This is a genomic window from Candidatus Sulfotelmatobacter sp. (assembly GCA_035504415.1).
Classification (GTDB): Bacteria; Vulcanimicrobiota; Vulcanimicrobiia; order Vulcanimicrobiales; family Vulcanimicrobiaceae; genus Vulcanimicrobium.
This window is the reverse complement of record DATJRY010000010.1, coordinates 155,252-180,237: the sequence shown is the minus strand read 5'-3', so window position 1 is coordinate 180,237 and position 24,986 is coordinate 155,252. Positions and strand designations below refer to the sequence as shown.

Annotated in this window: 24 protein-coding genes, 3 tRNA genes and 1 riboswitch; of the genes, 20 read left to right on the top strand and 7 right to left on the bottom strand. The window is 71.3% G+C overall.

Annotated features, from left to right (window positions below):
* Window positions 1-26: 26 nt before the first annotated feature.
* From VMD91_05720 to clpX, 5 genes are all read left to right on the top strand, one after another.
* Window positions 27-108, top strand: a tRNA-Leu gene (locus tag VMD91_05720).
* 95 nt (window positions 109-203) lie between these two features.
* A tRNA-Gly gene (locus tag VMD91_05715) sits at window positions 204-278 on the top strand.
* 60 nt (window positions 279-338) lie between these two features.
* Window positions 339-1,643 (top strand): trigger factor, encoded by a 1,305-nt coding sequence (gene tig / locus VMD91_05710; GenBank protein ID HTW83551.1) that lies wholly within the window; start codon window positions 339-341, stop codon window positions 1,641-1,643.
* A 25-nt stretch (window positions 1,644-1,668) separates the two neighbouring features.
* Window positions 1,669-2,280: an ATP-dependent Clp protease proteolytic subunit gene (locus tag VMD91_05705; protein ID HTW83550.1), complete on the top strand. Its 612-nt coding sequence runs from the start codon at window positions 1,669-1,671 to the stop codon at window positions 2,278-2,280.
* A 9-nt stretch (window positions 2,281-2,289) separates the two neighbouring features.
* Complete coding sequence (clpX, locus tag VMD91_05700) at window positions 2,290-3,558, top strand: ATP-dependent Clp protease ATP-binding subunit ClpX (protein HTW83549.1); 1,269 nt, start codon at window positions 2,290-2,292, stop codon at window positions 3,556-3,558.
* A 30-nt stretch (window positions 3,559-3,588) separates the two neighbouring features.
* Here clpX and VMD91_05695 read toward each other — a convergent pair whose 3' ends face one another.
* The gene (locus tag VMD91_05695) at window positions 3,589-4,026 is read right to left on the bottom strand and encodes a hypothetical protein (protein HTW83548.1); all 438 of its coding nucleotides are present in this window, start codon (window positions 4,024-4,026) and stop codon (window positions 3,589-3,591) included.
* Window positions 4,027-4,077: 51 nt separating this feature from the next.
* On the opposite strand from VMD91_05695, the gene VMD91_05690 reads away from it, so the two are divergent.
* Window positions 4,078-4,578, top strand: coding sequence for a YbhB/YbcL family Raf kinase inhibitor-like protein (locus VMD91_05690; protein HTW83547.1), 501 nt, complete (start codon window positions 4,078-4,080; stop codon window positions 4,576-4,578).
* Here VMD91_05690 and VMD91_05685 read toward each other — a convergent pair.
* Window positions 4,563-4,934, bottom strand: coding sequence for a hypothetical protein (locus VMD91_05685; GenBank protein ID HTW83546.1), 372 nt, complete (start codon window positions 4,932-4,934; stop codon window positions 4,563-4,565). The genes VMD91_05690 and VMD91_05685 overlap by 16 nt on opposite strands.
* The gene (locus VMD91_05680) at window positions 4,931-7,663 is read right to left on the bottom strand and encodes a hypothetical protein (GenBank protein HTW83545.1); all 2,733 of its coding nucleotides are present in this window, start codon (window positions 7,661-7,663) and stop codon (window positions 4,931-4,933) included. The genes VMD91_05685 and VMD91_05680 overlap by 4 nt, the downstream gene beginning before the upstream one ends.
* A gap of 83 nt (window positions 7,664-7,746) precedes the next feature.
* On the opposite strand from VMD91_05680, the gene VMD91_05675 reads away from it, so the two are divergent.
* From VMD91_05675 to VMD91_05665, 3 genes are read left to right on the top strand one after another with little or no spacing between them, the layout of a single operon-like run.
* Window positions 7,747-10,419, top strand: coding sequence for a hypothetical protein (locus VMD91_05675; protein ID HTW83544.1), 2,673 nt, complete (start codon window positions 7,747-7,749; stop codon window positions 10,417-10,419).
* 45 nt (window positions 10,420-10,464) lie between these two features.
* A complete protein-coding gene (locus tag VMD91_05670; protein HTW83543.1) occupies window positions 10,465-11,145 on the top strand; it encodes a Crp/Fnr family transcriptional regulator in 681 nt (226 codons plus the stop codon).
* Between the two features lie 34 nt (window positions 11,146-11,179).
* Window positions 11,180-12,328: a GGDEF domain-containing protein gene (locus tag VMD91_05665; GenBank protein ID HTW83542.1), complete on the top strand. Its 1,149-nt coding sequence runs from the start codon at window positions 11,180-11,182 to the stop codon at window positions 12,326-12,328.
* Here the strand turns inward: VMD91_05665 and VMD91_05660 are convergent.
* Window positions 12,325-13,386 carry a uroporphyrinogen decarboxylase family protein gene (locus tag VMD91_05660; GenBank protein ID HTW83541.1) on the bottom strand — a complete coding sequence of 354 codons (1,062 nt, stop codon included), beginning with the start codon at window positions 13,384-13,386 and terminating at the stop codon, window positions 12,325-12,327. The two genes, VMD91_05665 and VMD91_05660, sit on opposite strands and share 4 nt — an antisense overlap.
* A gap of 39 nt (window positions 13,387-13,425) precedes the next feature.
* On the opposite strand from VMD91_05660, the gene priA reads away from it, so the two are divergent.
* On the top strand, window positions 13,426-15,816 hold the full coding sequence (gene priA, locus VMD91_05655) for a primosomal protein N' (protein ID HTW83540.1): 2,391 nt from the start codon (window positions 13,426-13,428) through the stop codon (window positions 15,814-15,816).
* A 47-nt stretch (window positions 15,817-15,863) separates the two neighbouring features.
* On the opposite strand, the gene rpsT is transcribed toward priA, so the two are convergent.
* Both rpsT and rsgA read right to left on the bottom strand, forming a co-directional pair.
* Complete coding sequence (rpsT, locus tag VMD91_05650; GenBank protein HTW83539.1) at window positions 15,864-16,109, bottom strand: 30S ribosomal protein S20; 246 nt, start codon at window positions 16,107-16,109, stop codon at window positions 15,864-15,866.
* 34 nt (window positions 16,110-16,143) lie between these two features.
* A complete protein-coding gene (gene rsgA / locus VMD91_05645) occupies window positions 16,144-17,055 on the bottom strand; it encodes a ribosome small subunit-dependent GTPase A (protein ID HTW83538.1) in 912 nt (303 codons plus the stop codon).
* An 18-nt stretch (window positions 17,056-17,073) separates the two neighbouring features.
* Between rsgA and VMD91_05640 the strand changes: the two genes are divergently transcribed.
* From VMD91_05640 to VMD91_05595, 10 genes are all read left to right on the top strand, one after another.
* Window positions 17,074-17,397: a hypothetical protein gene (locus VMD91_05640; protein HTW83537.1), complete on the top strand. Its 324-nt coding sequence runs from the start codon at window positions 17,074-17,076 to the stop codon at window positions 17,395-17,397.
* Window positions 17,394-18,260 (top strand): diadenylate cyclase CdaA, encoded by an 867-nt coding sequence (gene cdaA / locus VMD91_05635; protein ID HTW83536.1) that lies wholly within the window; start codon window positions 17,394-17,396, stop codon window positions 18,258-18,260. Before VMD91_05640 ends, cdaA begins: the two co-directional genes overlap by 4 nt.
* Window positions 18,226-18,963: a hypothetical protein gene (locus VMD91_05630; GenBank protein ID HTW83535.1), complete on the top strand. Its 738-nt coding sequence runs from the start codon at window positions 18,226-18,228 to the stop codon at window positions 18,961-18,963. The genes cdaA and VMD91_05630 overlap by 35 nt, the downstream gene beginning before the upstream one ends.
* 50 nt (window positions 18,964-19,013) lie before the next feature.
* Window positions 19,014-20,360 carry a phosphoglucosamine mutase gene (gene glmM / locus VMD91_05625; protein ID HTW83534.1) on the top strand — a complete coding sequence of 449 codons (1,347 nt, stop codon included), beginning with the start codon at window positions 19,014-19,016 and terminating at the stop codon, window positions 20,358-20,360.
* A gap of 139 nt (window positions 20,361-20,499) precedes the next feature.
* A riboswitch (cyclic di-AMP (ydaO/yuaA leader) is annotated at window positions 20,500-20,642 on the top strand.
* A gap of 108 nt (window positions 20,643-20,750) precedes the next feature.
* Window positions 20,751-21,293, top strand: coding sequence for a C40 family peptidase (locus VMD91_05620; GenBank protein ID HTW83533.1), 543 nt, complete (start codon window positions 20,751-20,753; stop codon window positions 21,291-21,293).
* A gap of 16 nt (window positions 21,294-21,309) precedes the next feature.
* Window positions 21,310-21,705: a hypothetical protein gene (locus VMD91_05615; GenBank protein ID HTW83532.1), complete on the top strand. Its 396-nt coding sequence runs from the start codon at window positions 21,310-21,312 to the stop codon at window positions 21,703-21,705.
* 59 nt (window positions 21,706-21,764) lie between these two features.
* Window positions 21,765-21,839, top strand: a tRNA-Gln gene (locus tag VMD91_05610).
* Window positions 21,840-21,891: 52 nt separating this feature from the next.
* Window positions 21,892-22,902, top strand: coding sequence for a tetratricopeptide repeat protein (locus VMD91_05605; GenBank protein ID HTW83531.1), 1,011 nt, complete (start codon window positions 21,892-21,894; stop codon window positions 22,900-22,902).
* A complete protein-coding gene (locus VMD91_05600) occupies window positions 22,899-23,246 on the top strand; it encodes a nuclear transport factor 2 family protein (GenBank protein HTW83530.1) in 348 nt (115 codons plus the stop codon). Before VMD91_05605 ends, VMD91_05600 begins: the two co-directional genes overlap by 4 nt.
* Window positions 23,243-23,635: an STAS domain-containing protein gene (locus VMD91_05595; GenBank protein ID HTW83529.1), complete on the top strand. Its 393-nt coding sequence runs from the start codon at window positions 23,243-23,245 to the stop codon at window positions 23,633-23,635. The genes VMD91_05600 and VMD91_05595 overlap by 4 nt, the downstream gene beginning before the upstream one ends.
* Here VMD91_05595 and VMD91_05590 read toward each other — a convergent pair.
* On the bottom strand, window positions 23,632-24,978 hold the full coding sequence (locus VMD91_05590; GenBank protein ID HTW83528.1) for a (Fe-S)-binding protein: 1,347 nt from the start codon (window positions 24,976-24,978) through the stop codon (window positions 23,632-23,634). The genes VMD91_05595 and VMD91_05590 overlap by 4 nt on opposite strands.
* Window positions 24,979-24,986: the final 8 nt, after the last annotated feature.

The following is a 24,986-nucleotide window of genomic DNA, read 5'->3' as shown; positions in this document are numbered from 1 at the left end:
CGGGGCGAAACGCCCGCCTCAGCGACGGGCGCATGGCGAAATCGGTAGACGCGCGGGATTTAGGTTCCCGTGGGGCAACCCGTCTGAGTTCGAGTCTCAGTGCGCCCAGATTGAAGGTCCCGCTCCTGCTTGACGCGGGTTGTGGCGGTTGGGTACACTCCGAGGGTTCGCGCCGGGGGCCACGAAGTGTGCGTCCGGCTCGCGCGGAAGTAGCTCAGCGGTAGAGCATCGCCTTGCCAAGGCGAGGGTCGCGAGTTCAAATCTCGTCTTCCGCTCCATGTACGATTCGACGGCGGGCGCTTGCCCGCCGTCCCCGCTTCCGGAGGTTTTCCTCGCTCGTGCCCTCGACGCTGAAGCCGCTCGACCCCACTCGCGTCGAGCTCGAGATCAGCATCACGCCGGAAGAGTACAGCGCGGCGCAGGATGCCGCGTTCCGTCGCCTGGTCCGCAACGTGAAAGTGCCGGGCTTCCGCCCCGGCAAGGTGCCGCGCAAAGTCTTCGAGAGCGCCTACGGCAACGCCCAGATCATCGACCGGGCGCTCGAAGAGCTGCTCTCGACGAAGTACCGGGCCGCGATCGAGGAACATCAGCTCGAGCCCTTGGCGCAGCCGTCCGTCGACTTGGTCGGCGGCGAGGGCGGCGAGCCGCCGAGCTTCAAGGCGGTCGTCACCGTCCGCCCGCCGATCGAGCCGCAGGATTACCTGGGGGTCGAGGTGACCGACGTTCCGGAGACGGCCTCGGACGAGGACGTCGAGCGGACGCTCGACCAGTTGCGCCGCAACGCCGCCACCCTGGTCCCGGCCGACCGGCCGGTGCAGCTCGGCGACGTCGTCACGGTCGACTATGAAGGGAAGATCGACGGCGTCGCCTTCGACGGCGGGACGGCCCAGGGTCAGGAGACCGAGGTCCGCGAGGAGCAGTTCATCCCCGGCTTCGCCGCCGGGATGGTCGGGATGCGCGCCGGCGAGACGAAAGAGGTCTCGGCGAGCTTCCCCAAGGGCTACGGCAACGCCGACCTGGCCGGGAAGGACGCCGTCTTCACCATCACCGTCCACGAGGTCAAGGAGCCGGAGCTGAGCCCGCTCGACGACGAGCTGGCCAAGCGCGTCTCGCGCTTCGAGACGCTCGACGAGCTCAAGGCCGACCTGCGGCGCCGCTTGGACGACCAGGTGCGGACCAACGGCCGCCGGCGGATGTCCTCGGAGCTGCTGGACAAGATCGTCGCGGCCAACGACTTCCCGCTGCCCGAGGTGCTGGTCGAGCGCGAGCTGGACGCCCTGCTCGAGGAGTCCAAGCAGTACATCGCCCGGGCCGGCGTGCCGTGGGACGACTACGTCGCGCAGAGCGGCAAGAGCGAGGCCGAGATCCGCGAGACCTTCCGCGGCGAGGCCGAGCGCCGGGTCAAGACCACGCTGCTGATCGAAGCGATCGCGAAGAAGGAAGGCGTCCAGGCGACCGAGGCGGACGTCGAAGCCGAGCTGGACGCCCTGGCGGCCCAATACGGGCAGCCGCGCGAGCGGATCATCCAGGCGCTGCAGTCGAACGTGGGGGCCATGATCGACGGCATCGTCCGTACCAAGACCATCGACCGGCTGATCGAGCAGGCCAAACGCGTGCCTGCAACTGAAGTCGCATCCGAGTAGGTCACGGAGGGCGCACATGGGACACTTGGTACCGATGGTTGTCGAGCAGAGCGCACGCGGTGAACGCGCGTACGACATCTACTCGCGCCTACTCAAAGAACGCATCGTCTTCGTCCACGGACCGATCGACGACGGCATGGCCTCGCTGGTCATCGCGCAGCTGCTCTTCTTGGAGCGCGAGGACGCCGATAAAGATATCGACATGTACATCAACAGCCCCGGCGGGTCGGTGACCGCGGGTCTGGCGATCTACGACACGATGCAGCTCATCAAGCCGGACGTCGCGACGATCTGCGCCGGCATGGCCGCGTCCATGGCCTCCATCCTGCTCACGGGCGGGGCGGCCGGGAAGCGCTTCGCGCTCCCGTACGCCAAGATCCTGATCCACCAACCCTGGGTCCAGCAGGTGGGTGGCCAGGCGACGGATATCGAAATCCACGCACGCGACCTGATCGCGACCCGGCGGACCCTGGCGGGCATCTACGAGCAGACCACCAAGCAGCCCATCGACAAGATCCTCAAAGACATCGAGCGCGACTACTACATGACCTCGCAGGAAGCGCAGGAGTACGGGATCGTCGACCAGGTCTTCTCCAAAGAGAATCGCACGGTCTCGCCCAACTCCCAGAGCCTGTAGGGTCAACGCATGTTTCGTTTCGGGGACGAGAAGGGTCAGCTGAAGTGCAGCTTCTGCGGCAAATCGCAGGAGCAGGTGCGCAAGTTGATCGCGGGCCCGGGCGTCTACATCTGCGACGAGTGCATCGAGCTCTGCAACGAGATCATCGAGGAAGAGCTCTACAAGAACGTCGATGAGAACCTTCGGCTGCGGAACATTCCGAAGCCGAAGGAGATCAACCACATCCTCAACCAGTACGTCATCGGCCAGGAGCGGGCCAAGAAGTCGCTGGCGGTCGCCGTCTACAACCACTACAAGCGGGTCAACGGCGGCGCGGCGACGGGCAGCCCCGAAGAGGTCGAGCTGCAGAAGAGCAACATCTTGCTCGTCGGGCCGACCGGCAGCGGCAAGACGTACCTCGCGCAGACGCTGGCCAAGATCCTCGACGTCCCGCTCGCGATGGCCGACGCCACCTCGCTCACCGAGGCCGGTTACGTCGGGGAAGACGTCGAGAACATCCTGCTCAAGCTCATTCAGGCCGCCGACTACGACGTCAAGCGCGCCGAGAAGGGCATCGTCTACATCGACGAGATCGACAAGATCGCTCGCAAGAGCGAGAACCCGTCGATCACGCGCGACGTGAGCGGCGAGGGCGTGCAGCAGGCGCTGCTCAAGATCCTCGAAGGGACGACGGCCAACGTGCCGCCGCAGGGCGGGCGCAAGCATCCGCACCAAGAGTTCATCCAGATCGACACGACCAACGTGCTGTTCATCTGCGGCGGCGCGTTCGACGGGCTCGAGAAGATCATCGAAGGCCGCGTCGCCTCGAACTCGCTGGGCTTCCGGGCCAGCCCGGAATCGAAGAAGGACGCGCGCCAGGCCAAGCTCCTGCAGCAGCTGATGCCCGAGGATCTGCTCAAGTTCGGGCTGATCCCGGAGTTCATCGGCCGCCTGCCGATCGTGGTGACGCTGGACGCGCTCGACGAGCTCGCGCTGCGCCGCATCCTGGTCGAGCCGCGCAACGCGCTGGTCCGTCAGTTCCAGAAGATCATGGGGATGGACGGCGTCGAGCTGACCTTCACCAAAGAAGCGCTGATCGCGATCGCCGTCAAGGCGCAGTCGCGCAAGACCGGCGCGCGCGGCCTGCGCTCGATCCTCGAAGAGATCATGCTCGACGTGATGTACGACTTGCCCTCGCTGCAAGGCGTCAAGAAGTGCGTCATCAACAAAGAGGTCGTCGAGAAGAAAGAGCAGCCGACGCTCATCTTCGCCGAACGCCCCAAAGACCAGAGCGCGTAGACGCAGGGTTCGCCGAAAGGCGAACCCTCTTCATTTCGTGGTGAACGTTCCCAGGTCGGTCGGGCCGGCACCGGGACAGCCCGGCGCGACGTCCGCGTTGGTGATGCTCACGGTGTAGGTCGTGCCGGCCGCGAGGGTCGGGAACGCGAACGCGGTCTGCCAGTTCACCGGCTGCGTGTTGGGGCTCGGCAGCGGGGTCGGGACGGCGACCTGCGTGCTGGAGGTGACGGCGGCGCCGCCGGACGGCGTCAAGGCCACCGTGCTGGCCGGACCGGAGACGACGACCTGCCCGATCGCGTCGGGGATCCCGCTCGAGCCGGATGCCGGATAGACGAGATCGGTGGCGGCGATCACCTGCGGGCATGCGACGGCCGACGTCCCGGCCGAGCCGGCGGGGCCCGAGCAGGCCGCGAGCACCGCGGCCGCTGCCAGCGGCAGCACGACGCGGAGGCCAGGCACGGCGATCACGCGCGATACTACCTCACCCGCGGCGCATCTGTTTCGGGTACACTCGGTCGCATGGAGACGAAAACGAAGCTCGCTGTGACGAGCACGTCGTTCAAAGACGGCCAGACGATTCCGGACACGGCGGTGTTCGACGGGTTCGGGTGCACCGGCGGTAACCGCAGCCCGCAGTTGTCGTGGTCCGGTGCGCCGGCCGGCACCAAGTCCTTCGCGATCACGATTTGGGATCCGGACGCGCCGACCGGTGTCGGTTTCGTCCACTGGGTGCTGTTCGACATCCCGGCCACGACGACGTCGCTGCCGGAGGGTGCGGGCGCGAAGTCCGACGCGGGCGTCGGCGGCATCCACGGCACGACCGATTTCGGGACACAAGCCTACGGCGGTCCGTGTCCGCCGCCCGGCCACGGCCCGCACCACTACCACATCACCGTCTACGCGCTGGACGTTCCGCAGCTCGGCCTCGACAAGACGACCAGCTATGCGAAGTTCAAGTTCGTCTCGAACGCGCACGTGCTGGCGAGCGGCGAGCTCGTCGGCATCTACGAGCGCACGTAGTCGCGGATCGCCGCGCGCAGCGCGGCATCGGGTTCGTCGTCGAGGGCGCGTTCGAGGATCGAGCGCGCCCACGTCGTGCGCGCCGCGCCGAGCGCGTCGATCAGGACGCCGCGGAGCTGCAGGTCCGCGCCGGTCGCCGCGGGATCGACCCACGCCGGCCAGCGCGCGGTCGCCGGCGGTTCCGGGCCGAGCGCGACGAACGGGGGCGGCCAGCCCTCGTCGTACGAGGGCGGCCGCGGGCGGGAGAGTGGAGCCGGTGCCGCGGCGGGGAGGAGCGCCACCGTGCGGGGCGCGAGGATGGCGAAGGCGGCCAGGCCCGTTCCGGCCACCGCCAGCGCGGAGGAGAGCTCGATCACGCGACACCTCCCGACACGGCGCCGCGCGCGCGCAGGGCGGCCAGCACGCTCGCGCCGGCGTCGTCGAGCGCGTCGGCGATCGGGCCGCGCGCGAGCGCGTCGTCGAAGGCGAGCCGGCCGCCGGCCGCGGCGGCGTCGACCGCTGCGCGCGCGGCCTGCGCCCAGCGCGTCAGCGCGGCGCCGAGCAGCGGGTCCTCGCAGCGGTTCGGCACCAGATCGAGCAGCAGCTGCACGACCTCGGGGGCGCCGTAGGGCGCGACCGCCAAGGTCGCGCGCGCCTCGCGCACGCGCGACGCGCTGAGCTGCACGCAGGCCGCGTCACCCGCCGCGCTCGTCGTGGGCGTCGCCAGCAGCTGCGCGCACAGCGCGTCGAGCGCGACACGCAGCACGCCGTCCTCGAGGTCGTCGCCGTCGGCGGCGAAGCCGGGGATGCACAGCTTGACCGAAAGCCGGTCGAAGACGTCGCCCAACGCCTCGCCCGCGCAGGCGAGCGCGCGTTGCGCGTCGGCATCGCCTCCACCCTCCGCGTCGGGGAAGAGCGCGCGCAGCGGGAGCAATCGACTGGCCAACCCGCGCGGTGCCGCCGCGCGCAGCGCGCGCACCAGCAACGCGACCCGGTCGTCGTCGAAGCGGTGCAGCAGCGTATAGTCCTCGACTTGTTCGCCGCCCGCCACGACCGGTTCGGGTTGCAACGCCGCGGGTTCGCTCGGCGCGGCCGGCGCGGGCACGGCGGCGCAGACGAGACTGCACGCGTCGACGTGGTACGCCAGACCCTGCGGGCGCGTGGCGAAACCGTCGTACGCCGTAACGGTCAGCGTACGCGCGAGCATCGGCCCCGGCTCGTCGTCGACGTCGACCGCGAGCTGGAGCGTGCGCTCACCCTCGCCGGCATCCGCGACCAACAGGCAGCGCACCACGAACCGGGTGCCGGCAGCCAGGCCGCGCAACTGCAAGCCGGGTTCGGCCAGCGGAGCGCGGTCGCCGTGGTCGAGCAACGGCACCGCGTCGAGCACCGTCGAACCCGCGACGTGCCGAACACCGCGCATGCCGGTAAGGCGCAGCCGCAGCGCATCGACGTCGTCGGCCGTTGCGCAGCGTATCAGCAACGCGAACGGCGCGCCGGCGACGACCGCGTCGGGCAGCTCGGCGTCGAGCTCGACGCGTGCGGCGGGCCGGCCGTCGCGCGCCGGCAGCTGCAGGGCGTGCCGCCCACGCACGTGCACGGCGGCGCCGCGTCGTGCGACCTCGAGCGGCAGCACGACCTCGGCGCGCTCGCCGGGATCCAGGTCGTCCAGCGGCCGCGTCAGGTCGCCGGCATGGATGGTCAGCGCGCGCGCCGGCGTCGTCCCGACGTGCCGCACGGTGTAGCGCACCGCGTCGTCGCCGTCACGCACCGGGAGATCGTCGAGCGCGAGCCAGGGGCGGTCGCGAACGAGCACGCAGGCCTCGACGCATGCGTGCGCCTCGCCCGCCGCCTCGGTACCGGTCACGGTCAACGGAACCTCCTCGCCGTCCGCCACCTGCTCGTCCAGACGCAGCTCGACGCGCACCACGACATGCGCGCCGGCGGCGAGCGGCTTGGGCGCGAGGTCGTGGCCGAGCATCGTCCACGGCTCGCCGACGGCGACGTCCGCGCGCACGGGGACGTCGCCGGCGTTGTGCAGCTCGAGCACGACGGCGGCCGGTTCGCCGGGCGTGGCGTGCGCGAGGCCGTCCAACCAGCGCAGCCGCAGCTCGCGAATCACCGCCGGAACGAACGCGGCGCTGACGGCGTGCTCGGCCGCGAGCACCGACAGCGAGCCGGGCCCCGTGCCGGGCGGCACCGTCGCGCGCAGCGAGACACGGCACCTGCCGCGGGCGCCAACGCGCGGCACCACGATCGGCTCGCCGCGCACGCGACGCAGCGGCACGTCGTCCAGCCGCAGGCTGCCCGGCACCTCGCGTACGCCGCCGGGCAGCTGCAGCTGGACGGGCACGCCCAGCGCGTCGGCCCAACCGTCGTTGCTCAGCTCGATCGCGAGGTCGAGCGTGCGCGCCACGCAGCGCACGCTCACCGCGGGCGGTGCCAACGCGGCTTGGGTCCGGACGTGCGCGCGGGCGGGCAACGCGTAGCGCGTGCCGTCGCCGGCGACGACGTACGCGTCCTCGCACCGCACGAGCGGCACCGGCGCGACGAGTGACGCCTCGAACGCCGTGCGCGCCGATGCGCCCGGCGCAAGCACCGCGATTCTCGTCGCGGCCGGCGACGAGCATGCGCGCGTGCCGCGCGGCGCCGGTACGATCAGTTCGAGATCGTGCGCGTCGGCGTCGCCCTCGTTGGTGAGGACCGCTTCGACGCGCACCGTGTGCGCGTCGAGCCATTCGACCCGTACGCCGCTGGCGGCGCCGTCGAGCACCGCGCGCCCGCACACGCGCAGCGTGCAGTCGTTGGTCGGAAAGCACCGCTCGCCCAGCGCAAAGACGGCGCTCGCCGCGAGCTCCGACGCGGACGCCGCGACGGCGCGTACGTCGAGCTGCGCGGCGTACGCGTCGCCGGGCGCGACCGGAGTGAGGGCGACCTCGGTCGGGCCGAGCGGCTCGAGCCCGGCGTCGAGCACGAAGCGCACGCGCGCCTCGTGCGCGGCGCCGGACAGGTTCGCCGTTCGGAAGAGCAGGCGAGCGGTCTCCCCGGGTCGCACGCGGCGCGGCGTCACCGCCAGGGCGTAAAGTTTCGGTTCGTCGGCGTCCACGCCGTGCGTGGTGCCCGCCTCGAGTGCAAAAAGTTCCCCAAGCAAGGGGACGCGGTACGCAGCGGCGACGTAGAATGGACCTCGTGCTCTCGCGTCGCCGTTTCGTCGCGTTCCTCATTGCGTGCGCGCAGATCGTCGTACTCGCGCCGGCGACGTTTCGCGCGCAGCCGGCGCTGGCCGCTCCGATATGCGCCTCGACCGCAGGTAAGGACGGCTCGCCGGGCACGCTCTCGGGCGTCTACGACACGTATTACAGTCCGCCCAGCGGAACGCTCGCTGCCGGCGCGACCACGGTCTCGTTGGGGACGATCGACACCGGCGGCGGCGGTGCCAGCACCGCGGTCGCGGCCGGTGACCTGTTGCTGATCATCCAGATGCAAGACGGGACGATCAGCACCAGCAACTCGAGCGCCTACGGTGACGGCGCGAGCGGGAGCGGCTATCAGACGCTCGGGCAGGCGGGACTCTACGAGTACGTCGGCGTGCAGAGCGTGACGGGGACGACCGCGACGATCGAAGGCGCCGGCAGCGGTAACGGCCTGATCAACACCTACGTCAAGAGCGCCGGCAACGCCGGTCAAGGACAGCAGACCTATCAAATCGTTCGCGTGCCGCAGTACGTCTCCGCCACGCTGAGCAGCACGTTCCACGCGGCATATTGGGACGGCAAGACCGGCGGCGTCGCCGCGCTCGACATAGCGACGACGCTCAACTTGGGCGGGGCGACGATCTACGCGACCGGCAACGGCTTCCGCGGCGGCGGCGTCAGCGTCGCATCGACCACGCCGACCAGCGTGCTCAACAGCGACTGGACCGACTCCTCGCAGATGAACGGCGCCGGCAACGCACCGGGCTTCGGCTCGAAGGGCGAAGGCGTCGCGGGCACGCCGGATTATTTGTTCTACTACACGAGCTTCACGACGCCGTCGACCCCCGCTTCACCGACCGTGACGCACGGCACCGCCGACGGTTATCCCGGCGGCGACATGGGGAAAGGCGCGCCGGCCAACGCCGGTGGCGGCGGCAACGACATGGACCCGGTCGCGAACGACCAGAACAGCGGCGGCGGCGGCGGCGGTAACGGCGGCGCCGGCGGGAACGGTGGCTACCCGTGGACCCCGAACTACAGCGGCAACACCTCGGAGTACTCGCAGAGCTCGCCCGGCTTGCACACGGCTGCGAACTACAGCACGACCAATACCGGTGACATCGGCGGCCGAGGTGCCGCGGCGCTCACCCCGTCCGTCACGCGCGTGTTCATGGGCGGCGGCGGCGGCGCGGGTACCAACAACAACGGCTCGAACAACAACAGCGTCGGCAACTACGGCAGCTCGGGCGGCGTCGGCGGCGGCATCGTCATGATGCGCATCGCCGACACCAGCGGCACCGCGGCCACGGTCTACGCGGACGGCACGACCGGCCTTGCGCCCGACAACGACGGCGGCGGCGGCGGCGGCGCGGGCGGCACGGTCGAGATCACCTCGCCGAACACGTTCACCGGGATCACCGTCCACGCGGACGGCGCTGCCGGGACGACCGCCGCGGACACGAGCAGCGACACGACGTACGCGATCCAGCACGGCCCCGGCGGCGGCGGCGGCGGCGGCACCGTGTTGACCAGCAGCAGCGTGACGGCGACCGTCGCCGGCGGCGCCAACGGCACGACGACGACGATGGCCGACTCCTACGGCGCGACGGCGGGCACCGCCGGCAGCGCGCAGATCGTCAGCGCCGCGCAGATCCCGGGCGTCGCGTCGGGCGCGGAGTGCTACACGGCGGGCTCGACCGGGACGGTGCCGTACATCGGGCCGCCGGGCACCGGCAACTACGACGCGACCGGCAGCTACGACGGCAACGTCGCGGTGAACAACAACAACGACTTCACCGCGGTGGGATTCTTTCCGACCGGCGCGACGCTGACGAACAGCGGAACGGTGGCCGGGTCGCCGATCGGCAATACGATCACGCAAGGGCCGACGACGTTCGTCGTGCAGAACGACCTCGAGTACGACAACACCACGAATGCGACCGTCGACGTGACGGTGACGGGCACCGCGCCGACCGTGCCGAGCGGTTGGACCGTGCGCATCTGCGGCGCGGTCACCGGCACGACGTGCGGTACGGGCACGGACTTCACGAACGGCGTGGCCGGCGCGACGTCGACCGGGACGTACGCGGTGCCGCGCCGCACGAACGGCCAGATCACCGTTTACGCGGTCTACAGCGCGCCGGCCGATGTGGTCGCGTTCTCGCGCTACGACGCGGTCATCGCGGCCAGCCAGGGCACCAACATCAACTACACGCACAACGAGCTCTATCCGGGCTACATCGTGCTGACCAAGAACGAGACGATCCAGAGCAGCGGCTGCAGCGGCAGCCCGCCGGCCGGTACGGTATGTCCGGGCGGGATCGTGCTCTACACGATCGACTACCGCAACGTCATCGCGGGCGGCTCGAGCGAGAGCACGATCGCCGGCGCGTATCCGACCACGACGGCCGGTTCGTTCACGATCACGGAGAACGGAACCGCGACCTGGGGCGTGAACTCGAACGGCCTGAACGAGGCGCTGGTCGCCGGCGCCACGTGTTCGGGGACGTCCTACGGCGACACGACGGCGGGCTCGACGTTCACCGGCGGGACCGCCGGGTCCAAGTCGTTCACGGTCACCATCGGCGGCACGACCGGGAAGATCGTCCCCAGCGGGGCCACCGGGACCTCCCAAGGCACGATCTGCTTCCGCGTCAAGGTCAAATGAGCGGTCGAGAGGGCGCGCCGTACAGCCCCTGCGAATGACCACGCGATGATCGACCTCGCCACCCTGCGTCGGATCCCGCTCTTTCGGGATTTCTCCGACGAACAGCTGGGGCAGGTGCTGGCTACCGTCGCCGAGCGGCGGTATCCCAAGCACCAGTTCATCGTGCGCGAGGGCGAGCCCGGCGACACGTTCTTCGTCATCGCGGCCGGTTCGGTCGCGGTCTGCCGGGTCGGTCCGGACGGGCGCGAGACGATCCTCTCGATCCTCAAGGAAGGCGATTTCTTCGGCGAGATGTCGATGTTCGACAGCTCCCTGCGCTCGGCGTCGATCAAGACGCTGACCGACGTCGAGGTGGGCGCCGTCCGCCGCGACGACTTCCTGGGCTTGATCGACCGCAATCCACAGATCGGGAAGCTGCTCGTCATCGAGCTCTCCGAGCGCCTGCGGGCGGCCAACGCGCTGATCGCCGCCACCACCTCGCAAGACATCCGCGCCCGGCTCGCCTCCTTGCTGCTGAACCTGAGCGAGCAATTCGGCGAGCACGTCGAGAACGGGACGCGCATCACGCTTCGCCTGACCAACCAGGAAATGGCGAACATGATCGGGACGACGCGCGAGACCGTGAACCGGACCTTGAACCGGTTCTGGGACGATCGACTGGTCGACATGCGCACCGCGCACGTCGTGGTCACCGAGCCCGACAAGCTGCGCGCGCTGATCCCGTAACTGCGCGTCCGCGCGGGCGGGCACCGTGCGCGTCATGGCGGCGGCCGCGGCGCTCGAGATCGCGTGCGCGGGCAGCCTCGCCGTCGGGCTGGGCGGCCTGTTCGTCGCGCTGCGCACGCGCGCCGGCGGCCGCGCGGATCGGCTCGCGCTGCGGCTGGCCCGCGAACGCGAAGCGGGTTTCGTCGACGCCGCGCGGCGGCTGGCCGACGCCGCGCGCAGCTGCGTGGACGACGTGCGCGCGGAGATCGCGCTCGCGGTGCGACGGCTCGTGCCCGCGATCGACGCCGTGCTGCTGTTCGAGGCGCACGAGGGCGAGCTGCGCTGCGTCTTCGCCGCCGGCGAACGAACGGCGTACTTCGCGGGGACCGCGCTCGCGCTCGACGACGCGACCGCGCTGCCGGTGCTGGCTTACCGGGCCGGCCATCGGGTGCAGCTGAACGGGAAGACGCCGCCGCGGCCGGTGCACCCGAGCGACGCCGGCGCGGTGGCGGTGCCGCTGGCGCTCGACGGCGGCCGGTCGTGCGTCCTGGTCGCATCGTCGCGCAGGCCGCTCGACGCGGACGCCGTCGACCGGGTGGCGGCGCTGGCCGACCACGCCTCGCCGGCGTACGTGATCGCGCTCGATCGCGCCATCGATCGTCACCGCGCGGAGTACGACGCGCTGACCGGTCTGCTCGGGCCGCGCGCGCTCCGGCAGCGGCTGGGTGCGCTGATCGAGGCCGCGCGGCACGCCCCGCTGGCGCAGTCGGCCCTGCTGTTCGTCGACACCGACGGCTTCAAGGCCTGGAACGACCGCTACGGGCACGCCGCCGGCGACGCGCTGTTGCGCGAGCTGGCGCGCGTGCTGCGCGGCGCCGCGCGCAGCGACGCCGACTTGGTCGCCCGCAACGGCGGCGACGAGTTCTGCCTGGTGTTCGGCGAGAGCGGGAAGGCCGACGCGATCGAACGCGCCGAAGCGCTGCGCGCGCGCATCGCGTCGCTCGACCTCGCGCACCTGCGGCCGGCGCAAGCGCCGGAACCGGTGACGATCACGGCCTCGATCGGCGTGGCCTGCTTTCCGGCCGACGCCGCCACCGCGAGCGCGCTGCTCGAGAACGCGGACGCCGCGATGTATCACAGCAAACGCGGCGGCCGTGACGCCGTCTCGTATTACGGCGTCGACGGCCGGCTGACGCGGCTCTAGTCGGCGATCCCCAGCTCGCGGCGGACGAGCTTGGTGCCGGCGACCATCGCTTGCAGCTTCGCGAACGCGGTCGCGCGCGGCAGGTACTTCATGCCGCAGTCGGGCGCGATCATCAGCCGCTCCGGCGTCGTGTGCACGAGGGCGGCGCGGATCTGCGCGGCGACCTGCTCGGGCGTCTCGACGGCCGCGCCGTCGTCCAGGTTCAGCACGCCCAAGATGACGGTCTTGTGCGGCAGCTTCTCGAGCACGCCCAGGTCGACGTGCTGCTGCATCGACTCGATCGCGATCTGCCGGGCGGGGACGCCGTCGAGCTCGTCGAGGAACGGATAGCCCTCGGGACGCGCGTGCACGACGTGCGCGTACCCGAAGCAGGTGTGCAGCGCGGTCACGCCGCCGATCCCCTCGAGCGCGCGCGCGATCGCGGGCAGCGCGTATTCGCGCGCCGCGTCGGAGCGCGCTTGCAGGTACGGTTCGTCGATCTGCACGACGTCGGCGCCGGCGCGGACCAGATCGTGCAGCTCCGCGTTGACGGCGGCGGCGAAGCCCATCGCAGCCGACGCGAGGTCGGGGTAGGCGTCGTTCTGCGCCTGCTGCGACATGGTGAACGGCCCGGGGACGGTGATCTTGATCGGCCGGTCGGTGTTGGCGCGCAAGAACTGCACGTCGCGCACCATGACCGGCTCGCGGCGCCGGATCTCGCCGACGATGCGCGGGACGGGATTCGGATGCCCGGTGCGGTCGAGCGCGGTGCCGGGGTGTTCCAGATCGATCCCCTCGAGCGCGGTCGCGAAGCGGTTCGAGTAGCTCTCGCGGCGGATCTCGCCGTCGCTGATGATGTCGACGCCGGCCCGCTCCATGTCGCGGATCGCGATCAGCGTCGCGTCGTCTTGCGCCGCCTCGAGCCACTGCTCGGGGACGCGCCAGATCTCTCGCGCGCGAACGCGGGGCGGCAGCCGCGCGCCGAGCAGGTCGCGGTCGACCAGCCAGTCCGGCTGAGGGTAGCTACCGACCACGGTCGTGCGCAGCGGGGCGGTCAGGGCGCTCGCGGGAATCGTCACCTGAATGTCCTCGCGTCCGCTCTGCGCGGGTCCTGCTCGGTGAGCGTGCTCGTCGTCGACGTCCTGCCGCATCTGCGCACCGCGCGCTTCGATCAAGCGCTCACGTATCGCGTCCCCGCCGGTATGGCACTAGCGGTCGGCGAGGTCGTCCGCGTACCGCTGGGAACGCGCCAGGTGTACGGCTACGTCGTCACCGCGCCGTACGCGTACGGCGAGCAGCGCGCCGTCAAGGAGGTGGCCGCGCGCGTCGAGGGGCCGCGCGCGTTCGACCGGAGCGGCCTCGCGCTGGCGCGCTGGATCGCGGAGCGCTACGTGTGCTCGCTGCGCGAGGCGCTGGGCGTCCTCGTCTTGGCCGCCGCCGTCCCGCGCGCCGTCGAGCGGCTGGTGCCGCAGGGCGAGCCGCCGCTCCCGGAACGCTTTGCCGCGGTTCCCGAGCGGCTGATCCGGCTGCTCTGGACCGACCTGCGCGAAGGCGTCTCGCCCGACGCGCTGCTGCGGCATCCCGAGGCGCGCCGCGCCGGCGATCGCACGACGCTGCTGCGCGCGATCGACGCGTTGGTGCGGGCCGGCGCGCTGGCGCGGCGGCGGGTGCTGGGCGGCGCGCGCATCGGCGCCGCCACCGTCCGCGTGCTGGTCCCGGGCGACCGCGCGGTGCGCGGCGCCAAGGTCACCGCGCTGGTGGCGCTGGTCTGCGCCTCGGGCGAGCTGCGGCGCAGCGACGCGGTGCTGGCCGGGTTCTCTGACGCGGTGATCCGGCGCGCGCTGCAGGCCGGCGCGTTGCGCGAAGAGGTGCGCGAGCTGCGGCGCGAGCGCAGCGCGCACGTGCGTCTGCCGGCCTTCACGCCGACCGACGAGCAGCGCGCGGCGATCGAGCGGATCGGCGCGCTGCTCGACGAGCGCGCCTTCGCGCAGGTGCTGCTGGTCGGCGTGACCGGCAGCGGCAAGACGCTGGTCTACCTGCACGCCATCGAACGGGTGCTGCGCGAAGGCGGTCGTGCGATCGTGCTGGTCCCCGAGATCGCGTTGACGCCGCAGACGGCGGCGCGCTTCGAGGACGCGTTCGGCGACCGGGTCGCGGTGCTCCACTCCGCGCTCTCGGAACGCGAGCGTTTCGACGCCTGGCAGGCGGCGGCGCGCGGTGAGATCGACGTCGTCGTCGGCGCGCGCAGCGCCGTCTTCGCGCCGCTCGAGGACGTGCGGCTGATCGTCGTCGACGAAGCGCACGAGGGCTCGTACCGCCAAGACAGCGTCCCGCGCTACGACGCGGTCGCGGTCGCGCGCGAGCGCATGCGCCGCGCCGGCGGCGTCGTCGTGCTGGGCAGCGCGACCCCGGCACTCGACGACTACGCGCGCGCGATCGCCGGGCGCATCCCGCTGATCCGGCTGACGCAGCGCGCGACCGCGCAGCCGCTGCCGGCGGTGCGGATCGTCGACATGGGCGCCGAGTTCGCGGCCGGCAACAAGCGCGTGTTCTCGAGCGCGCTGACCGAGGCGATCGACGAGCGGCTGGCGCGGCGGGAGAAGACCGTGCTGTTCATCAACCGGCGCGGCAGCGCACGCTTCGTGCTCTGCCGCGGCTGCGGCCACGTGCCGGAGTGTCCGCGCTGCTCGACCGCGTTGACGCTGCACCGCAGCGAAGCGCTGCTGCGCTGCCACTGGTGCGACCATCGCGAGCCGGTACCGGTAGTGTGCCCGCAGTGCGGGGACGGTCCGATCCGCGAGTTCGGGGCCGGAACGCAGCGGGTCGTCGAGGAGCTCGAGCGGCTGTTCCCCAGCGCCGTGGTGGTGCGCATGGACTCGGACACGACGACGCGGGTCGGCGCGCACGCGCGGCTGCTGGAGCGCTTCGCGCACGAAGGCGACATCCTGGTCGGCACCCAGATGGTCGCCAAAGGGCTGGACTTTCCGCAGGTGACGCTGGTCGGCGCGCTGGCCGCCGATCTCGATCTGCACGTCGCCGACTTCCGCGCCGCGGAGCGGACCTTCGCGCTGCTCACGCAAGTCTGCGGCCGCAGCGGGCGTGCCCGGCCCGGCACGGCCATCGTGCAGACCTACTCCCCCGAGCACCCGGCGATCGCGTTCGCCGCCCGGCACGACTACGACGGCTTCGCGCGCGCGGAGCTGGCCGAACGGCGCGGTCTGCGTTGGCCGCCGTTCGTGCGGCTGGCCCAGCTGGGCGCGATCGGGCGCTCGCGGCGCGCCGTCGAGGACGCGATCGGCGGCTGGGCGGCCGTGCTGCGCGAGGACCCGCGCTTCGAGGTCCTCGGCCCGGCGCCGTACGCGGTGGCACGGGTCAACGAGGAGTGGCGCTACCGGCTGGCCGTCCGTGCCAAGGACAACGACGCGATCCGGACCGCGATCCGCGAGCGGATCGTACCGCTGGCGGCCGGCAGCCCGGGCGTCCGGCTGGTCATTGCCGTCGAGGCATGAAAAAGGCCGCCCGTCGGGCGGCCGTGCGGGGTCGAGCCGGCCGGCCGCTACTTGGCGGCGGCGGCGACGGCGCGCGCCAGGCGCGCCTTCTTGCGGGCGGCCTTGTTGGGGTGGATGATCCCCTTGCGCGCGGCCTTGTCGAACTGCCCCTCGACGGCGGAGGTCACGCCGGCATCGGCGGCCTTGACGGCCTTCTTGAAGAGCGTCTTGAGCTTGGTCTTGGTCGCGAGGTTTCGCTGCGTGCGGGTCTCGCTCTGCCGAACCCACTTCTCGGCGGCTTTGATGTTGGGCACGAGGAGTAGACTACCACACCGAAGGGGGTCCAGTCTACGGTCGCCGGAAGGATTCCGGCACCGCGCCGCCCTCCAGGACCACGTCGCGATACGAGGCGTAGCGGCTGGCGGCGATCGCGCCCGCGTCGACCGCGGCGCGAACCGCGCAGTCGGGCTCGCTCAGGTGCCGGCAGTCGGCGAAGCGGCAGTCGGGGGCTCGTTCGGCGATCTCCGGAAAGAGTTGGGCCACCGCGGTGGCCGGCATCGGATCCAGCGCGAACTCGCCGATCCCGGGGCTGTCGATCAGCCAGCCCTCGCCCAGGCGGGCCAGGCGCGCCGAGGTCGTCGTCTGCCGGCCGCGACCGAAGCGCGAGAGGTCGCCGACCACGGCGATCCCGCCCAGCGCGCGGAAGATGCTGGATTTGCCGACCCCGGAGTTGCCGACCAGCAGCGCGTGACGGGCGGCCAGCTGCGCGCGCAGGTCGTCGAGCCCGCGACCGCTCTTGGGGTGCAGCAGCAGCGTGGGGATGCCCAGACCACGGTAGAGCATGGCGATCTCGGCGCCAGCCGCTTCGCCGGCGAGGTCGACCTTGGTCAGCAGGAGCAGCGGCGCCAAGCCGTGCTGCTCCGCGAACGCGAGCAGCCGGTCGACGAGCCCCAGGTGCAGCGAGGGCTCGACCAGCGCGGCGACGATCGCCAGCGTGTCGACGTTGGCGGCCATCGTCTTGGTGCGGCCGCCCGGCGTGCGGCGTTCGAGCGCGAACGCGCGCGGCAGCAGCGCGTCGACGACGACGCGGTCGTCGGCGATCGTGTGCGCGGCGACGAGGTCGCCGGGCGCCAGCATGACGTGGCCCTTGCCCTTGCGCAGCGAGGCCAGTTGGGGCTCGACCTCGTCGTCGGCGACGATCCATGCCGCGTTGCGGCCGACGGCGATCACCCGCGCGCGGCGGAGTCCGTCCTCGCTCACGCGAAGGTCGTCGTGACCGTGATCGTCACCCGGACCGCATCCGTTCTGGATCCGCTCGCGCGCGCGAACGTCGTCGACGCGCTGCGCGGGCCGGGCGCGCCCGTCGGCGTACTCGACGTGGTCGAGGAAGGCGCGGCGGTGACCGTGCGCTTCGACGACGCGATCACCTCGAGCGACCTGGTCGACGACCTGATCGCGATCGAGTCGGTGTTCGTCCCCGCGCGCGTCACGGAGCCGCTGACCGAAGACGGCGCCGCCGCGATCGCGGCCGCCGGCCTGGGCGATCCGGAGCTGGACGCGAGCCGCACCATCGAGGCCGCCCTGCGAGCGAGGCGCTCGTGAGCTGGCCGATCGGGTCGATTCGCTTCGGCCTCAGCGACGCGATCGACATCATCGCGACCTCGCTGCTCATCTATTATCTGCTGCTCCTGATTCGCGGGACGCGCGCGGTCCAGATCATGCTGGGCCTCTTCGCGCTGGTCGTCGTGCTGGCCGGCTCGAACCTGTTGCACCTGCTGGTCCTGGCCACGGTCATGCAGTACCTGCTGCTGGGCACGGCCGTCACGCTGCCGATCATCTTCCAGCCCGAGCTGCGCCGCGGCCTCGAGCAGCTCGGCCGCGGGCGGTTGTTCGTGCGCGACCGGCTGGCCGAGGACGAGATCGCGGCCGAGCAGATCCGCATCGTCGCCCATGCCGGCGCGCTGCTGGCGCGCGAGCGGATCGGGGCCCTGATCGTCATCGAGCAGCAGACCGGGCTGCGCGAGTACGTCGAGAGCGGGACCGCGCTGGACGCGCGGCTGTCGCTCGACCTGCTGCTGGCGATCTTCACCAAGAGCTCGCCGCTGCACGACGGCGCCGCGATCGTGCGCGACTTGATCGTCGAAGGCGCCTCGTGCTTCTTGCCGCTGACCGACAACGCGATCGCCGTCGACCGCCACGTGGGGACGCGCCACCGCGCGGCCGTCGGTTTGACCGAGCAGACCGACGCCGTGGTGGTCGTCGTCAGCGAAGAGCACGGCTCGATCTCGGTCGCCCGAGCCGGCCGGCTCTCGGTCCCGATCGACGACGAGGAGCGGCTGCGGCGCGTGCTGGCGGCTTGCGTGCGACCTTCGCGCCGGCGCTCCCAGGCCGAAGGCGGGCCGCTGGCCAATCTGCTGACCCGGATTCCGCGTGCTCAGTCGCCTCAGGAACAACTTCGGACTTAAGCTCCTCTCGCTCACGCTGGCCGTCGCTGCTTGGGCGTATTTCCATCTCGCCGCGGCGCCCGGCACCTTCGCCCGTTTCGACCAGACGCTGGCGGTGCCGATCGTGGTGACCGGGGTGCGCGCGGGCTACCAGGCGACCAGCAACGAGAAGACCGCGACCGTCGTGATCGACGTGCCGCGCAACGGCGAGTCGTTCCGGACCGATCAGTTCCAGGCCGTCGTCGACGTCAGCGATCTGCTCGATCCGGGCTTCCACAACGTTCCGGTCCACGTCGTCTCACCGGACGTCGCGATCCGTTCGCTCTCGCCGGCCTCGGTGATCGTCTCGCTCGACCGGCTCGAGCAGCGCGCGATGCCGGTCAGCCTCGACTACGCCGGCCAGCGCGCGGGGATCGTCGTCGACTCGGCCGCGGTGACGCCGGCCGCGACCGTCGTGCGCGGCGTCGCGACCGCGCTCGACCACGTCGCGGCCGTGCGCGTCGAGGTGCCGATCCCGCGCAAGCCGCAGGACCTCGACGAGATGATCAGCCCCACCCCGACCGACGCCGACGGCCACGAGATCCCCGGCATCCAAGTCTCCCCGAACCTAGTTCGCGTACAAGTGAAGTTCGTGTCGTCTCAAGGCGCTCCGCCCCGGGCTGCGCGCCCCCCATCGCACAGCGATGGGGCCCCCCGCCCGACCTCGCAACAACGACACGGATAAGGCACGATGCTACTGCGCTCGGTCCATCACCATCGTCGGGTCTGCGAACCATGAAACGGCTTTTTGGCACCGACGGCGTGCGCGGGGTTGCGAACGCGGATTTGACGCCGGAGCTGGCGTTCAAGGTCGGTCGGGCGGGGGCGGCGGTGATCGCGCACGCGCAGGCGCTGGACAAGCCAATCGTCGTCGGGCGCGATACGCGCTTGTCGGGCCCGATGCTCGAGGGCGCGATCGTCGCGGGGATCACCTCGACCGGGCGCAACGTCGTGCAGCTCGGCGTCGTGCCGACGCCGGCGGTGGCGTCGATCACCGCCGCGATCGAAGCGGCGGCCGGCGTCATGATCTCGGCTTCGCACAACCCGATCGCGGACAACGGGATCAAGCTGTTCGGTGCCGACGGTTTCAAGCTCTCGGACGCGGAAGAAGCGGAGATCGAGTCGCTGCTCGACGATCCCTCGCTGCCGCGTCCGACCGGCGTGGGCGTCGGGACGGTCGGCGCGAACCGCGGGCTGATCGACAGCTGGTTCGCCAAGGTGGTGGCGGCCGGCGCCGACTTGCACGGAATGACGGTCGTCGTCGACGCGGCGTTCGGCGCGGCGTATCTAGTGGGCCCGGCGATCTTCGAACGCATGGGCGCGCGCGTGATCGCGCTGCACGCCGAAGACGACGGCAGCCGCATCAACGTCGATTGCGGCGCGACCAACCTGCGGGCGCTGCAAGCGCGCGTGCGCGAGGAGATCGCGCGCAGCACCGGACCGGTCGTCGGCGTCGCGTTCGACGGCGACGCCGATCGCGCGCTGTTCGTCGACGAGTCCGGCGAGCTGCTCAGCGGCGATCACGCGATGCTGATCTTGGCGCGCGATCTGCACGCGCGCGGCGAGCTGCCCGGCGACACCGTCGTCGGCACCGTGATGGCGAACATGGGCTTCGAGGTCGCGCTGCGCGCGGCCGGGGTGAAGCTGGTCCGCGCCGCCGTCGGCGACCGGTACGTGCTCGAGGCGCTGCGCGCGGGCGGGTACCGGTTCGGCGGCGAGCAGTCGGGCCACGTGATCGACCTGACGCGGGGAACGACCGGTGACGGCCCGATGACCGCAGCGGCGCTGCTGGCCGTTGCGGCGCGTACCCGCACGCCGCTGCACGAGCTGGCGGCGGGGCTCGACGTCTATCCGCAGGTGCTCGTCAACGTCCGGGTCGAGGACCGCGGCGTGTGGGAGCACCCCGCGGTTCGGGCCGCCGTGAGCGCCGCGGAGCGCGAGCTGGCGGGGCAGGGGCGCATCCTGGTACGGCCCTCCGGGACCGAGCCGCTGGTGCGGGTGATGGTCGAGAGCCGCGATGAAGCGCGCACGCACGCCGTGGCGGAGGCGGTCGCCCGAACGATTCGCGGCATCGCCGGGTAGCTCCCAGGGATTCTTTACGATCCCCGGCCGAGCCCGGGAGGAGACGGGGAGCTCCGGGTCCTATCCATGCCGCGTGGCCCGGATTCGGGTCACCGGTTCGGTGAAGCGTCTATCGCTCCGCCGGATACGTCGTTATCCTGCTAACGGATCACGGAGTCCGGTGCCCGCAACGCACCGGAGCGGGGGACTTCCCAGGGCAGGGGTGAACGCGCCGGTCGGCGCGCGGGCGATTCTTCCGTCCGAACCCGTCAACTAACCCCGTACGTGTGGAAGAAGGAGCAGCTGTTGCTACGTTCCATCCTGACCGGGTTTTTTGCGTGCATGCTCGCGGCCGGTATTCCGGCTCTGGCCAGCGCAGCGCAGACGGGTGATCCCGGGTCTACGGCCGCGATGAGCGCGGCCGCCGCCAGCTCGGCTTCGGCCGACGTCGCGGCGCCCACCGACGGCGCCGACCTCGCGATGTGGAATGCGGAACCCAAGACGGAACTGTCGAGCGAGTCGACGCCCAAGGTTTCGCGTCTGCTGCACATTCAGAAGTTCGCCAGCGGCATCGCCGCCCGCGGCGCCGCGATGGCGTCGGCGCTGACCCGCAACGCGATGCGGTTTCTGGGCGTGCCGTATGTCTTCGGCGGCACGACGGCGAACGGGTTCGACTGCTCGGGCTACGTCCAGCACGTGTTCGCCATGATCGGCAGGCACTTGCCGCGGACGGCCGACGCGCAGTTCGACGTCGCCCACCGCATCCACGGAACGCCCAAAGCGGGCGACCTGGTGTTCTTCCAGACCTACGCCGCCGGCGCGTCGCACGTCGGCATCTCGCTGGGCGGCGACCGGTTCATCCACGCCTCGTCCAGCCACGGCGTGACCGTCTCGAGCCTGCACGACCGCTATTGGGCGGCGCGCTACCTCGGGGCGAAACGGATCGTCGAGTAGAAGACCCGCCGTCGGCATGACCGGCGGCGAATCGTCTTCCGACCTGCGTGAGCGAACGGCCAGCGCGTACATCGTCTGGCCGTTAGCCGTGCTCGATCTGCTCCGCGACCGGCCGGACGCGACCGACTGGTCGCGCGTTCATGTCCGCCAGGCGTTCGTGTTCGGGATCCTCGCCGCGCTGGGCTACCTCGTGCTGCTGGCGCTCCCGCTGCTGATCGTGCTGGCGATCCCCGGCGTCGGCCTCACCCCGGTGGTATGGATCTACGCCCTGGGGCTGTTCGCCGACCTGATCGGCGCCTTCGCCCTCTTCGGCCTGGCCATGACGTTCCGGGAAAAGACGCTGCACGGGGAACTGTTCACCATCCCGCTGGTCAGTCCGATCGCCGACTGGCTGGCCCGCCTCACGAGCTAGCCGCAAGCAGGACAACGGCCCGGCGCGAGCGCAGCACCATTGCTGCCTTCGGGCACCATTGGGGCGTAGCCAAGCGGTAAGGCAGCGGACTTTGACTCCGCCATGCGTTGGTTCGAATCCAGCCGCCCCAGCCATCACCGTTCTCGTGTCCGCAGGAGCGAGGCCGGCCGCGCGCAAGTCGGGCGCATGCGCCTTCGGGTCGCCGCCACCGTGTTTTCTCTCGCCGGCGCGCTGCTGCTCGGCGCGCCCGCCCGGGGCGCCGATACGCCCGCCGCGCCCGCGCTCGTCACGCCGGCGAGCGAGCCGGCCGATCCGCTGGCGCACGCGCAGCTGCTGTTTCGCGAGCGCAAGTACAAGGAGTCGGTCGACGAGCTGACCGAGTACCTGGGCGCGCATCCGCGCGACGCGCGGGCGCTTGTCATGCGCGGCGACGCCAAAGCCGAGTTGAACGACGACGACGCGGCCCTGCAAGACTACAACGCGGCGATCGGCATCGATCCGGAGTACGAGTACGCCTACGTCACGCGTTGCGAGACGCGGCTCGACGTCGACGACGCGGCCGGCGCGTTGGCGGACTGCAGCCGCGCGATCCAGCTCGATCCGCGCGACGGCTTGGCGTACAAGGACCGGGCCGAGGTCGAGTTCTCGTCGGGTGCGTACGACGCCGCGCTGACCGACGACAACCAGGCCGTCACGCTGGGCGAAGGCGGCGCGTGGCTGTTCGCCGCGCGCTGCGACGTCGAACGGCTCGTCGGCAAGCCGGAGCAGGCCGCGGCCGACTGCGTGCACGCGTTGGCGCTCGATCCGAAGAACCGGCGCGGGCTGTGGGCCAGCGGGCGGCTCGCGCTCAGCCAAGGCCGCTACCGCGACGGGATTCAAGCGCTCAACGCGTACATCGAACAGGATCCGACGGGTTCGACCAGCGGCTACTACTATCGTGCGTTGGCCTACAACCGCGTGCAGAGCTACCGGCTCGCGCTCGAAGACGCGCAGACGTACGTCCAGCGCGCGCCCGACGATCCGGACGGCTACCGCGAGCGCGCGATCGCGCGTTACGGAAGCGGCGACAAGGACGGCGCGCTGGCCGATCTCGACGCGGCCTTGCACGGCTACCGCAAGGGCGGCGACGGCGCCGAGATCGAGCAGGTCACCGCGTTGCGCAAGGCCGTGCAGGCCGGAGCGCCGCTGGCGCCATGAGCTCCACCTTGCGCACGCTGGTCGAGGCGTTCGCCCGCGGCCCGCGTGCGCTAGACGAAGCGGCTGCCTGCTTCAGCGAGGATGCGGTCTACCGTGAACCGCACAAGCCGGCCGTGCACGGCCGCGCCGCGATCGCCCTCCACTTCGCCGCGTACGCGGCGGCGCCGGTCGCGTGGCGCTTCCTGCTCGACGAGGTGATCGAGGACGGCGCGCGAGCGTGCGTGGTGTACCGTTTTGCCGTACGCGAAGGCGAGGAGGCCGCTTGGAGCGAACGCGGCGGGTGCGCGATCGTGCGGGTGGATGAACGTGGCCAGATAGCGCTATGGCGGGAGTACGAAGGATGAACGTAAACGGCTCGACGACGCCGCATCAGCACGAGGATATCTCGATCCGCGTGCACGCCGTGGACGGGGTGCAGGTCTTCGATCTCGTCGGTTCGCTCGACATCGCGACTTCGCCGAGCGTGCGCGCCGCGCTCACCGACGCGTCCGAACGCGGTGACCATCGCCTGATCGTCGACCTGACGCGCGTCGACTTCCTCGACTCGACCGGCCTGGGCGCGCTGATCGGCGCACAACGCCGCGCGCGCGAGTTCCACGGCGAAGTCCGCCTGGTGGCGAAAGAAGGGCAGATCCTGCGCCTGCTGCGCATCACCGGTCTGCTCAAGGTCTTCGCCGTCTACCCGACCCTCGAAGACGCCGCCCGCGACGGCGCCCGCGTCGGCGACCTCTAGGTCAAGGGCGCTCGGTCTGCGAGCGCTACCCCGAGGCTCTCGTCCAGGAGCTGGATGACGTGCTTGATCGCGACGGCGGGTGCGCCGGCGCGGTCGAGGCCGTTGCGCAGCTGCAGCGCGCAGCCGGGGTTCGCGGTGGCCACGATCTCGGGCGCGACCTCGAGGACGTGCTCGACCTTGCGGCGCTGCAGCCGCTGCGCCATCTCGGGCTGGGTGAGGTTGTAGATCCCGGCCGAGCCGCAGCACAGCGAGGACTCGCTCATCTCCCGCAGCTCCAGGCCCGGAATCGCCGCCAGCAGGCGGCGCGGCGGCGCGGTGATGCGCTGCGCGTGCGCGAGGTGGCAGGCGTCCTGGTAGGTGACGATGCCGCGCAGCGGCCCCAGCGCGCCTGCCGGAAAGCCGAGCTCGTCGACGTACTCGAGCACGTCGCGCACGTTGGCGGAGAAGGCGCGCGCGCGCTCCGCCCAGTCGGGATCGTCGTGGAGCAGGTGGCCGTACTCCTTGAGCGCCGAGCCGCAGCCGGCCGCGTTGATGACGTACACGTCCGCCCCGCTGCGTTCGAACGCGGCGATGTTGCGTTTGGCCAGCTCGCGGCCGCGCGGCAGATCGCCGGCGTGGATCGTGATCGCGCCGCAGCAGCCTTGGTCCGACGGTACGACGACGTCGACGCCGGCGGCGTTGAGCACCCGCACCGTCGCCTCGTCCCAGTCGGCGAAGGCGACGTGCATGATGCAGCCGGCGTGCAGGAAGGCCGTCGCGCGCGCCGCGCCCGCCGCCGGAAAGCGCTGATCGCGCGGGACGAAGAAACGGTCCGAGATGCGCGGGGCGAGCGCCTCGGCGTCTTGCAGGCCCAGCGCGCGCAGCAGACCGCTGCGCCGCACCAGATCGCGCAGGCCGCTGCGCTGGTAGAAGCGCAGCAGCGTGGCAGCGGCGCGCATATGGCCGAGCCGGCCGAAGAGTTGGCCGATCAGCACCGCCCGGCCGAGCCGCGCCTGCCACGAACGGGTCGCGTCGCCGGCGCGGACGATCTGGGTGCGGGCCGGTTCGAGGATCTCGCCGTAGCGCACGCCGGACGGGCAGACGGCCTCGCAGGCGCGGCAGTCCAAGCACTCCGACATCTGGTGGACGAAGCCGGGTGAGGTCAGGTCCAGCTTGCCCTCGGCGACCGCTTTGATCAGCGCGATCCGGCCGCGCGGTCCCGAGGTCTCGACCAGCGTTTCGACATAGGTCGGACAGGTCGGCAAGCACAGCCCGCAGCGCACGCAGCGGTCGTAGACGTCGTCGGGCGGGACGTCGGGCGCGGTGAAGCCGCGGAGCGCCGTCAAATCGATCTGTTCGATCACGATGAACC

Bases quoted from the DNA above. Each gene is read 5' to 3' on its own strand.
- clpX (HTW83549.1), top strand. From the start codon at position 2,290: ATGTTTCGTTTCGGGGACGAGAAGGGTCAGCTGAAGTGCAGCTTCTGC.
- VMD91_05690 (HTW83547.1), top strand. From the start codon at position 4,078: ATGGAGACGAAAACGAAGCTCGCTGTGACGAGCACGTCGTTCAAAGAC.
- VMD91_05670 (HTW83543.1), top strand. From the start codon at position 10,465: ATGATCGACCTCGCCACCCTGCGTCGGATCCCGCTCTTTCGGGATTTC.
- VMD91_05665 (HTW83542.1), top strand. From the start codon at position 11,180: ATGGCGGCGGCCGCGGCGCTCGAGATCGCGTGCGCGGGCAGCCTCGCC.
- glmM (HTW83534.1), top strand. From the start codon at position 19,014: ATGAAACGGCTTTTTGGCACCGACGGCGTGCGCGGGGTTGCGAACGCG.
- VMD91_05620 (HTW83533.1), top strand. From the start codon at position 20,751: ATGAGCGCGGCCGCCGCCAGCTCGGCTTCGGCCGACGTCGCGGCGCCC.
- VMD91_05615 (HTW83532.1), top strand. From the start codon at position 21,310: ATGACCGGCGGCGAATCGTCTTCCGACCTGCGTGAGCGAACGGCCAGC.
- VMD91_05605 (HTW83531.1), top strand. From the start codon at position 21,892: ATGCGCCTTCGGGTCGCCGCCACCGTGTTTTCTCTCGCCGGCGCGCTG.
- VMD91_05600 (HTW83530.1), top strand. From the start codon at position 22,899: ATGAGCTCCACCTTGCGCACGCTGGTCGAGGCGTTCGCCCGCGGCCCG.
- VMD91_05595 (HTW83529.1), top strand. From the start codon at position 23,243: ATGAACGTAAACGGCTCGACGACGCCGCATCAGCACGAGGATATCTCG.